The following is an 11,312-nucleotide window of genomic DNA, read 5'->3' as shown; positions in this document are numbered from 1 at the left end:
AAGCTTAAGCCGGTAGGTGTAGGCGCAGCGAAAGCGAGTCTGAACAGGGCGTTCAGTTCGACGCATTAGACCCGAAACCGAGTGATCTAGCCATGAGCAGGATGAAGGTAAGGTAACACTTACTGGAGGTCCGAACCCATAACTGTTGCAATAGTTCGGGATGACTTGTGGCTAGGGGTGAAAGGCCAATCAAACTCGGAAATAGCTGGTTCTCCGCGAAATCTATTTAGGTAGAGCGTCGACCGAATACCCCAGGGGGTAGAGCACTGGATGGGCTAGGGGATCTCACCGATTTACCAAACCTAACCAAACTCCGAATACCTGGGAGTACTAGTCGGCAGACACACGGCGGGTGCTAACGTCCGTCGTGAAAAGGGAAACAACCCTGACCTACAGCTAAGGTCCCCAAGTTATGGCTAAGTGGGAAAGGATGTGAGGATCCCAAAACAACCAGGATGTTGGCTTAGAAGCAGCCATCATTTAAAGAAAGCGTAACAGCTCACTGGTCTAAATAAGGGTCTTTGCGCCGAAAATGTACCGGGGCTAAAGCCATACACCGAAGCTTAGGGTTTGCAGCTTGCTGCAAGCGGTAGCGGAGCGTTCTGTAAGCTGACGAAGCCGTACCTGTGAGGGGCGGTGGAGGTATCAGAAGTGCGAATGCTGACATGAGTAACGTAAGGGGTGTGAGAGACACCCCCGCCGAAAGTCCAAGGGTTCCTGCTTAAAGCTAATCTGAGCAGGGTTAGCCGGCCCCTAAGTCGAGGCAGAAATGCGTAGACGATGGGAACCACGTTAATATTCGTGGGCCTGGAGGAAGTGACGGATCACGTATGTTGTGGGGTCTTATTGGATTGATCCCTGCAGCGGAGTGGTTCCAGGAAATAGCTCCTCCTTATAGACCGTACCCGAAACCGACACTGGTGGACTGGTAGAGTATACCAAGGCGCTTGAGAGAACTATGCTGAAGGAACTCGGCAAATTGCACGCGTAACTTCGGAAGAAGCGTGACCCTTTCCTGCGCAAGCAGGGTGAGGGTGGCACAGACCAGGGGGTAGCGACTGTTTATCAAAAACACAGGGCTCTGCGAAGTCGCAAGACGACGTATAGGGTCTGACGCCTGCCCGGTGCTGGAAGGTTAAGAGGAGAGGTGCAAGCTTTGAATCGAAGCCCCAGTAAACGGCGGCCGTAACTATAACGGTCCTAAGGTAGCGAAATTCCTTGTCGGGTAAGTTCCGACCTGCACGAATGGCGTAACGACTTCCCCGCTGTCTCCAGCATAGACTCAGTGAAATTGAATTCCCCGTGAAGATGCGGGGTTCCTGCGGTTAGACGGAAAGACCCCGTGCACCTTTACTATAGCTTTACATTGGCATTCGTAGTGGCATGTGTAGGATAGGTGGTAGGCTTTGAAGCCAGGGCGCCAGCCTTGGTGGAGCCACCCTTGAAATACCACCCTTATCTCTATGGATGTCTAACCGCGGCCCGTTATCCGGGTCCGGGACAATGTATGGTGGGTAGTTTGACTGGGGCGGTCGCCTCCTAAAGAGTAACGGAGGCGCGCGATGGTGGGCTCAGACCGGTCGGAAATCGGTCGTCGAGTGCAATGGCATAAGCCCGCCTGACTGCGAGACTGACAAGTCGAGCAGAGACGAAAGTCGGTCATAGTGATCCGGTGGTCCCGTGTGGAAGGGCCATCGCTCAACGGATAAAAGGTACGCCGGGGATAACAGGCTGATGACCCCCAAGAGTCCATATCGACGGGGTTGTTTGGCACCTCGATGTCGACTCATCGCATCCTGGGGCTGGAGCAGGTCCCAAGGGTATGGCTGTTCGCCATTTAAAGCGGTACGTGAGTTGGGTTCAGAACGTCGTGAGACAGTTCGGTCCCTATCTGCCGTGGGTGTAGGAATATTGAAAGGATCTGTCCCTAGTACGAGAGGACCGGGATGGACGGATCTCTGGTGGACCTGTTGTGGCGCCAGCCGCATAGCAGGGTAGCTATATCCGGACGGGATAACCGCTGAAGGCATCTAAGCGGGAAACCCACCTTAAAACGAGTATTCCCTGAGAACCGTGGAAGACGACCACGTTGATAGGCCGGGTGTGGAAGTGCGGCAACGCATGAAGCTTACCGGTACTAATAGTTCGATAGGCTTGATCGTTCTCATTCCTTATGTTCATCGCAGTGCGATCCCAAAGGGATCGTCACGAAAAACGACAAAAGCACAAAAACAGCTTCTCGATTAACATGCGCTTTGCCGACCTGGTGGTTATGGCGGAGCGGCTGCACCCGATCCCATTCCGAACTCGGCCGTGAAACGCTCCAGCGCTGATGGTACTTCGTCTCAAGACGCGGGAGAGTAAGTCGCTGCCAGGTCTGCCAAGCGCATGTTAAATCTTCTCGATACAAAAGGCCCGCCAACGGGTAGACGGGCCGCGTAAGCGGCCCTTTCCTTTGGCAAAAGCCAGACAAAAAGACATTTTGCCCGTGGCAAAAGTCGGAAAGCGTTGAAAAAGGACATTTTGCCTGTCGCAAAATGTCCGGTGGCGCGGGGTGGAGCAGCCCGGTAGCTCGTCAGGCTCATAACCTGAAGGTCACAGGTTCAAATCCTGTCCCCGCAACCAAATACCAAAACAGTCCAGCTTGTCTGGGCTGTTTTGGTATTTGGACGCAGGTGACGGTCGAGTTGAACCTGCATCAGGGGCCCGCTAGGAGGCAAAGCCGACAAAGCGGGACAAAAAGCCAAATCCTGTCCCCGCAACCAACAATAAAAGCCCGCCAAGGTGAAAACCACGGCGGGCTTCTTGCTGTCTCGAACCACGTGACAGCCCGAGCTTGAAGCGTGAGGCGGCCTCCAAAGCCGCAGACCCAACAATCAAAAGCCCCCAAAGGTCAAAACCACCGACGGCTCTGTCGTGGCTGGACGCTGGTGACGCGACAGCTGAAAGTGCTGCACGGTCCGCGCCGGCAAAGGTCGCCGGAGCTCGAGCTGGCAGGCCTCGACCAAACCTGCTCCGCCCGTCCGCCTCATGCTCCTGAAGGCCTAAGCCAAATAGCGCCTGTCCCAGTCGGCCATCCTATGCGCATTGCCGATCTGCATCGCCTGCGAAAAGGCCGAGCCGACACCACCGAACACCGTCGACACCAGGATCTTCGGCCGCGCGGCGAGCTCCGCGCTTGCCATATCTGCATCAGTCGACCCGCGATGCAGCGCGCGGATGTCCATGATAACCACGTCGCCGGCCCTAACGTCGATGCGAACGACGTCCGCGGCCGACGCTTCCGCAAGGGCTTCGAGCCGTGTGTCATCGAGCGGTGTGGGCGTAAGATGCGAGCCTGGCAGGATCCGAAGGCTGGCGCCGTCCTGCAGATAGACCAGTGCCTTGAGGCATCCGGCCGTCTCCGCCCAGGGATCGCAATCCTTGAGGAAACCGCTGTAGCGGCCACGCAGCAGATCGGTGTGCCAGTGTTGGGAACGATTGACCGTAATGTCGCTCAAGCCAAGGGCGAAATACGGGATGTCCTGGTAATAGGCCTGCAGGAACCGGTTGATCGTCTCGTCGGCGGCGATCCTGGCGTGGACTGCCGCCAGGGCTGGAAAGCGATGAAAGCCGGCGAGATGGTAGGAGTGGGCGACGTTACGTGTCTGTCCCATGCTGCCGAGATTGTCGACGGCAGCTTGGCGAAATGCCTCGATTTCGGCTTTGTCGAAGACTTGCGGCAGAACGCAATAACCGTCTCTCAGGCTCAGGTTCGTCAGTTTCGGATCCATGCACCCCAGCTCAGCCCTGCTTCAGCGATCGGCGCTTGCGCACCCGCTTCGCCTTGAGATCGGAGCGCAGCCGCTCGATCAGGCCACGCGTGTCCGGCTCGCCCCAGATGCGCCGTTCGCTCCACAATCGGTTGTAGTTGTTTCCGCCTGATGGCACCAGATCGCTGAACTCGCCTTCCGCTGTCTTGTTGCGGATGGCCACGATTTCTCCGGACGGCATCATCTTGACGATGTTGACCCTGCCGGTTCGGTCGGTGTTCAGCCGCGGCGAGTCGCCGAAGGTGATCGAGCGCCAGTCGGACGTCTCGGCCAGGACGCGGCCGAACAAATAGGGTCCGGTCGGTTCCAGCGACGAGTGGCCATAGAAGCGGGCGTTGAAATGCGTGACGATGCGGTCGATCGCCCGCGCCAGAACCGGATTGCCGGCTTCGGCATAGATGAGCGCGTTGCTCGTCGCCCAGGACGGATGGCCTGATATGTCGCGAAAAACCACCATCTTGCAGCGGCTCCCGATCGCGATCGGGCGCAGGTGGAGATAGGACAGGTCGGAATAGAGCCCGCCATAGCTATGCAGCAGGCAGTAGCGCGCCAGGTCCGCCTTGAAAGCGTAAGGCGTCAACGCTTGATATGCCTGCAGTACCGGTTCGGGATAGCTGGCGGAGAGAAATGCGGTCAGTTCTTCGTTGTCGTAGCGCCGGTACTCAGCGTCGGGATAGGTCGACCTGAACGACTCGACGTTGCGCGCGAAGCTGTCCGTTGTCGCTGGCGACGGCTGCGCGCCGTCGGTGATCATGATCTGGAAAAGCCGCAGCGGCGGTTTTGTCATTCCATTCGTCCCCGATTGCGACCGTGTTATCAGCCCGAGCGTGGGCGTGAGAAGGGGCTGTCTGGTCTGGCAGGGGGGACATTGCGGCTATACAGCTCAAAATCGCGGCTAGAACAGCTCAAAATCGCCCGATGGCGCGGCGTTCGGCTGCTCGGAGGTCTGGTCGGCCAGGTGTGCTGCGAGGTCTGAAAGGGTGATCGCTGCGAGGGCCGCTTGCGGATCGAGCTGCCAGTCCGGGCTCATGCCCGTCCCGATCTCGTCGAGATAGCCGGCTAAGCAGCGGAGTTTCTGCTCGATGTGATCGAAGCTCTGCAGCGCCTGCGCATAATGCGGGTCGCTGCCGGCGAGCTGGCTGCTCTGGGCGGAAACCAGCGGATGCAGCCTTTCCACTTGCGCGGCGATGTCATTCAACTCGCTGCTCACCCGTCCGAGCAATTCGGAAACGGGCACAAGCGTCTCATGGCAAAGTGCAGTGGCACGCGATGGCATGTCGGAACGGCCTTTCAGGAGATCAGAAGAACTCGACGGAACCGCCCGAAGGCGCGACCAACGGCTGTTTGGGCGGAACAGGCGCAACAAAACCCTTGTCGCCGGAGAGCATGACCTGGCGGGCGCGCCCCGACAATGGCCAGTATTCGACCCGGCGGCCGCGATCGCCGCCCAGGTCGCCGCCGACGATGCTGATGCCTTCATTGCGCAGGAACGTCTCGGCAAACTCGCCGTTCATCGCGCCGATATCCGAAAGACCCTCGATGGTCCGGGCCCCCCCGAACAGCTTGGCTTCCAGCCGGTGGCGATGGGCGCCACGCTGCAGCAGGCCGTTGACGAGCAACTCCATTAGATGGACGCCGTAACTCTGGGCATCGAGCGACGAGCGGCCATTGTTGCCGGGCAGCAGGAAGTGGTTCATGCCGCCGGTCCGGGCAAAGGGATCGCGAATGCAGGCGGCGACACAGGAGCCGAGAATGGTCGTCAGCACGACGTCCTCCCGGTCGACCACGTGGTATTCGCCGCGCATGACGGTAATGCGCTGGTTTACAAGGGTCACTTAAGGATCCCGACGATTGCTTCGATAGCCTTCTTGAGCGCCGGCGTGGTGAACGGCTTGGTCAGGAAGTTGTTGACGCCAAGTGCCACGGCGGCTTCGAGGAGCTGGCGGTCGCCCTTGCCGGTCAGGAGGATGAACGGCGTCGCCCGGGTCGGGCCGTAGGAGCGGATCGCCTTCAGCAGCTGCAGCCCGTCGAGTTTCGGCATGTTGAAGTCGGAGATGACCATGTGCGAGGGCTGCTCCATCATCATGCGCAGCGCCTGCTCGCCGTCCTTGGCGATGGCGATCTTGCGGATGCCCATCTCCTGCAGCGCATCGGTGATGAGCATGCGGCTGGTCGTCGTATCGTCGACCACGAGGACCTTAAAGTGTTCGAGGAAGGACATTTTTAGCTCCGTTGGAATTCGAGCGCGTCAGCGCGAGGATATGGGAGGCGATCTTGTCCAGCGGCGCCTGCCGCTCGACCGCGCCGACTTCGAAAGCGACCCTGGGCATGCCGTAGACAAGGCTGGTGGCCTCGTCCTGACCGATCGTGCCGGCGCCGGCCTGGCGCATGTGCAGCAGTCCGGCGGCACCGTCGCGACCCATGCCGGTCAGGATCGCGCCGACTGATTTCGACCCTGTCGCCTTGGCGACCGAGGCAAACAGCACGTCGACCGACGGCCGATGGCCATTGACCGGATCGGTGCTGCGCAGCCGGCAGCGCAACTGGCCGGGCCCAGAAATCTCGAGATGCGTGGCACCACCGGGGGCGAGATAGATGTGCCCGGTCGTCAGCGGCGCGCCATCGACGGCCTCGCTGACACGTGGCCGCGACATGCGGTTGAGGCGCTCGGCGAAGCTCTTGGTAAAGGCTGCCGGCATATGCTGGGTGATCACGGTGGGCGGGCAGTTCTCCGGAAACTGCGACAGCACGGTGATCAGCGCCTCGACGCCGCCCGTCGACGAGCCGATCGCCACGACCTTACCGTTGGGCACATAGTCAGCGTTGGCAGCAGGCTGCTCGCGCGCGTCGCTCGGCTGGTTCGTCGCCAGCGGGCGGATCTGGGCACGTGCTGCTGCCTTCACCGTCGCTTGCAGCGTGCCGAAGGCGCGGTCGTCGCTGAACGACGCCTTGGAAATGCAGTCGAAGGCGCCGATCTCGAGGGCCGTGATCGTGGCCGTAGCATCCCTTGATGTCAGGCTCGACACCATGATGACGGGCATCGGCCTCAGCCGCATGATCTTCTCGAGGAATTCGAGCCCGTTCATGTTCGGCATCTCGACGTCGAGCGTGATGACGTCGGGATTGAGTTCCTTGATCTTGGCGCGGGCCTCCAGCGGGTCGGCGGCATGGCCGACGACCTCGATGGCCGGGTCGAGGCGCAGCACTGCGGAAAGCAGTGTGCGCATGGTGGCGGAATCGTCGACGATGAGAACGCGAACCGGCTTCATGCGGCGCCCTCGCGCAGCTTGTAGGTGGTGATCCCTTCGGGCTGGAAATCCGCCGTCGCAGGCCCTGAGACGCGCTCGGAATGGCCGATATAGAGCGTGCCGCCCGCCGTCAGCAGCGGAACGAAGCGGCTCCAGATCCGCGACTGCGTCGCTTCCTCGAAATAGATGACGACGTTGCGGCAGTAGATCGCCTGGAACTGACCCTTCATCGGCCATGCGCCGATCAGGTTGAGCTCGCGGAAAGCCACGATCGTACGCATTTCGTCGGCAGCACTGAACGAGTTGCCGTCGCCTGAGCGGACTGGCGTGAACCAGCGCCGGCGCAAATCAGGCGGCACCGGGCGAAGGGCTGCCTCGCTGTAGATTCCCTCGCGACCGAACGCGACCATGTTGGGGTCGATGTCGGTCGCCAGAACCCGGATGTCGTGGTTGGCGGCTTCCGGCATCAGCGACAGGATCGTCAGGGCGATCGAATAGGGTTCGGCGCCATTGGAGCATGCCGCAGACCAGATCCTGACGCGGCCGCCGCGCCTCGCCGCTTCGAGCAGCGGCGGCAGGACCTGCTTGGCCAGATGTTCGAAGTGATGCGGCTCACGGTAGAAATTGGTGACGTTTGTGGTCAACGCCGCCAGCATCCTCTGGCGCTCGTCGAGACCCTCGCGCGAGGCGATGAGCGCGCAGTAGTCGCGGAAGCTTTCCAGTCCGAGCGCCCGCAGGCGCTTGGACAGCCGGGAGTAGACGAGTGCTGCCTTCGCCTCGGTCAGATGGATGCCGGCGTCGGCATGGAGCATCGCCGCGATCTGCCGCATGTCCTCGCCGGTGAGCACGAACTCACCGGCGACCAGGCTCTGGCGCTGATTGCGCGGCTTGTCGATGTTTTGCAGAGTGGTCATGCCGCGATCGGCTCAAGCGCCGGCAGGACGTTGTCCAGTGCGATCAGGCTGATCATGCGGCCTTCGATGGCCAGAACGCCGCGTACGAAGGTCTTGGCCATGTCCGAGGCGACGTCGGGCGTCGGCTTGATGGCGTCGTCGGTGACCGACAATATGTCGGACACGGCGTCGACCAGTAGGCCCACCACCTGGGTGCCGACCTGAGCCACCATGATGACATGGCGAACCGTAGGCTCCGGCGGCTGGAAGCCGAGGCGGGCAGCGAGATCGACGATCGGCAGGATCGCGCCGCGCAGGTTGATGACACCGCGGACGTAGGGCGGTGACTTCGGCAGCACAGTCGCCGGTGCCCAGCCTCTGATCTCGCGCACCGACATGATGTCGACGCAGAATTCCTGCTCGCCGATACGGAACGCGATGAGTTCGCGGCTGCTGTTGTCGTGTTTGGTGGTCTCGATCATGGCATCACCCTGCTGCTGCAAGAACGGGTTCAAGAATGGTCGCGTCGGACTGCGAATTGGCGATCACGGTGTCGACATCGATGATGAGGGCGACGCGGCCATCGCCGAGGATGGTTGCGGCGGCGATGCCCGGCACATGCCTGTAGTTGGACTCCAGGCTCTTGATGACGACCTGGCGCTGGCCCTGGATCGTGTCGACGAGCAGGGCGCTGCGGCGGCCGCCTTCGGTCTCGACGAGGATTGCCACGCCTGCCAGCGGATCGGTGGCGGTGTTGCGGAAGCCGAGCTCGCGGCCGACGTCGATCAGCGGCGTAAACGCATCGCGGATCGCAATGACCCTGGAGCCGCCGCCGAGGCCGTGCACGTCGGCTGCCTTGGGCTGCAAGGTCTCGATGATCGCCGTCAGCGGCACGACCAGCGTCTGGTCGGCCACCGTCACCACCATGCCGTCGAGCACGGCGAGCGTGAGTGGCAGGCTCATGGTGAAGGTCGAGCCCTTGCCGGGGCGCGAGGTGATCGACAACCGACCGCCAAGACCCTGGATCGAGCGCTTGACCACGTCCATGCCGACGCCGCGGCCGGAGATGTTCGACACTTCCGATGCCGTGGAGAAGCCAGGCAGGAAGATCAGATTGTCGATCTCCTCGTCGGACAGCACGGCGTCGGCTGCGATCAGTCCCTTCTCCACAGCGATCGCCTTGACCCGCGAGCGGTTGATGCCGGCGCCGTCGTCGGCAACCTCAATGACGATGCGGCCCGAGCGGTGCATCGCCGAAAGACGCACAACGCCTTCGGCCGGCTTGCCGGCGGCGATACGCACCTCGGGCTTTTCCAGCCCATGGTCGATGGCGTTGCGGATCATGTGCGTCAATGGGTCGTTCAGGCGGTCGATCACCGTCTTGTCGACTTCGGTGCCTTCGCCGTCAGTGATCAAGCGGACCTGCTTGCCGGTCATGCTGGCGACTTCGCGCACCAGGCGCGGAATGCGCTGGAACACCGACTTCACCGCCTGGGCGCGGATCGCCATGACGCAGTCCTGGATCTCGCGCGTCAGGTGCTCGAGCTCGTCGAGGCCAAGGGCCACGGCGGATCCAGGTACGTGTCCGGCTTCCATGACGCGCTGCGACAGCATCGCCTGGTTGATGACGAGCTCGCCGACGAGGTCGATAAGTCGGTCGACACGCTCGAGATCGGCGCGGATGGTCTGCGGGGCACCCGCATTGGCATTGGCGCCGCTTTCGCTGTTGCGCGCCGCGGCAGCCTTGGTCGGCTGGGCCTCGACTTCGGCAACAGCCTCGCGTTCCTCGGCTGATGGCAGCGGGATGATCTCCGCCGTCGTTGCCGGCTGAGCCGCCTCGTCGCCCTGGATGGAGCGGAGCAGGGCAGCGAATGCGTCTTCGGTCGAGTCGGCGCCGGGTTCGGCATCGGAGGAACCGGCGTCGGCTGCCTGGATGGTCAGGCTGGAATCCCATTCCACGAATTCGAAGACTTCGCGGATCGCGTCCTCACCCTTTTCGGTGGTGAGCTTGATGGTCCATTCAAGATAGGCGCCTTCCGGATCGAGTGCGGCGAGAGACGGCAAGCCGCTTGCGTCGCAGTTGATTTCCAGCTCGCCGAGCCGTTCCAGTTCGCGCAGCACCAGCACCGTCTCGTTGCCCTTGGCATAGAGTTCGGGCCTGGGCTTGAAAGTGATCGTGTAGCTGCGCCCGATATCGACGGGTGCGTCCGAGAAATCGAACGCCACGGTGACGGGCGTGAAGGAGAAGTCGCTCATGTCGTCTTCTTCTTCGGCTTCCGCCTCTGCCCCGCCGGGGCTCAGTGCGGTGAGCTCGCCGACAAGCACTTCGCTGCGGCCGCTGTCGACCGTGTGGCCATCGCGTGCCGCCGCCACGAGATCTGCCAGAAGGTCGGCGGCGCGCAGCATGACTGCCATGACGTCGGCCGTCGGTTCCAGCGCGCCGTTGCGGACGTGGTCGAGCGTGGTTTCGAAGACATGGGCGAACTGCACAAGGCCTTCTAGGCTGAAGGCGCCAGCGCCGCCCTTGATCGAATGCACCGCGCGGAAAACCGCGTTCACGGTGTCGGATTCGGCTTCCCCGCGTTCCATCGCGAGAAGGCCGGTTTCCAGTTCGGCGAGTTGTTCCTCGCACTCCTGGAAGAAGGTCTGCTTGACCGCTGCCATTGCGTCCACGGACATGTCTCCCGGTTCAGGCCGACACGCGGCGGATGGCGTCGATCAGCTTGGCAGGATCGAATGGCTTGATGATCCAGCCGGTCGCACCTGCACGGCGGGCGCGATCCTTCTTCTCGGCATCGCTCTCGGTGGTCAGCACCAGGATCGGAATGCCGCGATAGGAGTCGTCTGCACGCACATGCTCGATGAAGCCGAAGCCATCCATGCGGGGCATGTTGATGTCGGTGACGATGACCCGCGGGGTCTCTGTCTTCAGCACCTCGAGGCCATGGACGCCGTCCTCGGCTTGAATGACCCTGTAGCCGGCTTGCGTCAGCGCCAGTTTCAGCATCTCGCGCATGGTGCGAGAATCATCGACGGTCAAAATGGTCGCGCTCATTCCGGCATCTCCTCCCTGGTGAAATCCGCTTCCGAGAAGCCCAGGAGCCGCAGGCCTTCGACGAAGCCGGGCGTCAGGTTGGTGAAGGAGAGCGCGGTGTCATCCGCGCTCCAGGTTTGTTGCGCCGACAGGAGAACCTGAAGGCATTGACCGCCGATCCGCTCCACGCGCGAGGCATCGATGGTCAGCGCGGTTCCGCGCATTGCAAGCAGGCTTTCGGTCAGAGGCGCTGCCGCCCTGAAGTCCAGCGCTGCCGCAAGCTCGAGTATCCGTTGTGAAGGATCGGACACGGTGGTCATGGCTC

11 protein-coding genes, 1 tRNA gene and 2 rRNA genes (1 of these 14 only partly in view) are annotated in these 11,312 nt (G+C 61.6%); 3 read left to right on the top strand and 11 right to left on the bottom strand.

Translation table 11 applies throughout. The annotated features are described in order from the left end of the window. The 3 genes from N7E70_RS02785 to N7E70_RS02775 all read left to right on the top strand — a co-directional run. Positions 1 to 2,162: ribosomal RNA gene (locus N7E70_RS02785) — 23S ribosomal RNA — on the top strand (it extends 650 nt beyond the left edge of the window). A 100-nt stretch (positions 2,163 to 2,262) separates the two neighbouring features. Then, positions 2,263 to 2,377, top strand: a 5S ribosomal RNA gene (rrf, locus tag N7E70_RS02780). Between the two features lie 171 nt (positions 2,378 to 2,548). After that, positions 2,549 to 2,625 (top strand) — tRNA-Met (locus N7E70_RS02775). A gap of 419 nt (positions 2,626 to 3,044) precedes the next feature. Here N7E70_RS02775 and N7E70_RS02770 read toward each other — a convergent pair. From N7E70_RS02770 to N7E70_RS02720, 11 genes are all read right to left on the bottom strand, one after another. Further along, entirely contained in the window at positions 3,045 to 3,773 is a 729-nt protein-coding gene (locus tag N7E70_RS02770) for a phytanoyl-CoA dioxygenase family protein (RefSeq protein WP_263005478.1), read from the bottom strand. A gap of 10 nt (positions 3,774 to 3,783) precedes the next feature. Next, a complete protein-coding gene (locus tag N7E70_RS02765) occupies positions 3,784 to 4,599 on the bottom strand; it encodes a glycosyltransferase family 32 protein (protein ID WP_263005477.1) in 816 nt (271 codons plus the stop codon). Positions 4,600 to 4,707: 108 nt separating this feature from the next. Then, on the bottom strand, positions 4,708 to 5,049 hold the full coding sequence (locus N7E70_RS02760) for a hypothetical protein (RefSeq protein ID WP_263005476.1): 342 nt from the start codon (positions 5,047 to 5,049) through the stop codon (positions 4,708 to 4,710). A gap of 61 nt (positions 5,050 to 5,110) precedes the next feature. After that, positions 5,111 to 5,617 (bottom strand): chemotaxis protein CheD, encoded by a 507-nt coding sequence (locus N7E70_RS02755; protein ID WP_067965849.1) that lies wholly within the window; start codon positions 5,615 to 5,617, stop codon positions 5,111 to 5,113. A gap of 26 nt (positions 5,618 to 5,643) precedes the next feature. Beyond that, positions 5,644 to 6,033 (bottom strand): response regulator, encoded by a 390-nt coding sequence (locus N7E70_RS02750; RefSeq protein WP_067955473.1) that lies wholly within the window; start codon positions 6,031 to 6,033, stop codon positions 5,644 to 5,646. After that, positions 6,011 to 7,081 carry a protein-glutamate methylesterase/protein-glutamine glutaminase gene (locus tag N7E70_RS02745; RefSeq protein ID WP_067955471.1) on the bottom strand — a complete coding sequence of 357 codons (1,071 nt, stop codon included), beginning with the start codon at positions 7,079 to 7,081 and terminating at the stop codon, positions 6,011 to 6,013. Before N7E70_RS02745 ends, N7E70_RS02750 begins: the two co-directional genes overlap by 23 nt. Further along, complete coding sequence (locus N7E70_RS02740) at positions 7,078 to 7,974, bottom strand: CheR family methyltransferase (protein ID WP_192319484.1); 897 nt, start codon at positions 7,972 to 7,974, stop codon at positions 7,078 to 7,080. Before N7E70_RS02740 ends, N7E70_RS02745 begins: the two co-directional genes overlap by 4 nt. Further along, positions 7,971 to 8,435, bottom strand: coding sequence for a chemotaxis protein CheW (locus N7E70_RS02735; RefSeq protein ID WP_154387179.1), 465 nt, complete (start codon positions 8,433 to 8,435; stop codon positions 7,971 to 7,973). Before N7E70_RS02735 ends, N7E70_RS02740 begins: the two co-directional genes overlap by 4 nt. Positions 8,436 to 8,439: 4 nt before the next feature. Then, positions 8,440 to 10,632, bottom strand: coding sequence for a chemotaxis protein CheA (locus tag N7E70_RS02730; RefSeq protein WP_246341070.1), 2,193 nt, complete (start codon positions 10,630 to 10,632; stop codon positions 8,440 to 8,442). A 10-nt stretch (positions 10,633 to 10,642) separates the two neighbouring features. Next, the gene (locus tag N7E70_RS02725) at positions 10,643 to 11,008 is read right to left on the bottom strand and encodes a response regulator (RefSeq protein WP_182576065.1); all 366 of its coding nucleotides are present in this window, start codon (positions 11,006 to 11,008) and stop codon (positions 10,643 to 10,645) included. Continuing rightward, positions 11,005 to 11,307: an STAS domain-containing protein gene (locus N7E70_RS02720; protein ID WP_154387177.1), complete on the bottom strand. Its 303-nt coding sequence runs from the start codon at positions 11,305 to 11,307 to the stop codon at positions 11,005 to 11,007. Before N7E70_RS02720 ends, N7E70_RS02725 begins: the two co-directional genes overlap by 4 nt. Positions 11,308 to 11,312: the final 5 nt, after the last annotated feature.

The organism is Aminobacter sp. NyZ550 (assembly GCF_025628925.2).
In the GTDB taxonomy this organism is placed as follows: Bacteria; Pseudomonadota; Alphaproteobacteria; order Rhizobiales; family Rhizobiaceae; genus Aminobacter; species Aminobacter ciceronei.
Note: the sequence above shows the minus strand (reverse complement) of the source record. Positions and strands in the feature narration are given on the sequence as shown.

Excerpts from the sequence above, each read along its gene's own strand:
- N7E70_RS02745 (WP_067955471.1), bottom strand. The coding sequence starts at position 7,081 with ATGAAGCCGGTTCGCGTTCTCATCGTCGACGATTCCGCCACCATGCGC.
- N7E70_RS02740 (WP_192319484.1), bottom strand. The coding sequence starts at position 7,974 with ATGACCACTCTGCAAAACATCGACAAGCCGCGCAATCAGCGCCAGAGC.
- N7E70_RS02755 (WP_067965849.1), bottom strand. The coding sequence starts at position 5,617 with ATGCGCGGCGAATACCACGTGGTCGACCGGGAGGACGTCGTGCTGACG.
- N7E70_RS02725 (WP_182576065.1), bottom strand. The coding sequence starts at position 11,008 with ATGAGCGCGACCATTTTGACCGTCGATGATTCTCGCACCATGCGCGAG.
- N7E70_RS02770 (WP_263005478.1), bottom strand. The coding sequence starts at position 3,773 with ATGGATCCGAAACTGACGAACCTGAGCCTGAGAGACGGTTATTGCGTT.
- N7E70_RS02720 (WP_154387177.1), bottom strand. The coding sequence starts at position 11,307 with ATGACCACCGTGTCCGATCCTTCACAACGGATACTCGAGCTTGCGGCA.
- N7E70_RS02730 (WP_246341070.1), bottom strand. The coding sequence starts at position 10,632 with ATGTCCGTGGACGCAATGGCAGCGGTCAAGCAGACCTTCTTCCAGGAG.
- N7E70_RS02765 (WP_263005477.1), bottom strand. The coding sequence starts at position 4,599 with ATGACAAAACCGCCGCTGCGGCTTTTCCAGATCATGATCACCGACGGC.
- N7E70_RS02750 (WP_067955473.1), bottom strand. The coding sequence starts at position 6,033 with ATGTCCTTCCTCGAACACTTTAAGGTCCTCGTGGTCGACGATACGACG.
- N7E70_RS02735 (WP_154387179.1), bottom strand. The coding sequence starts at position 8,435 with ATGATCGAGACCACCAAACACGACAACAGCAGCCGCGAACTCATCGCG.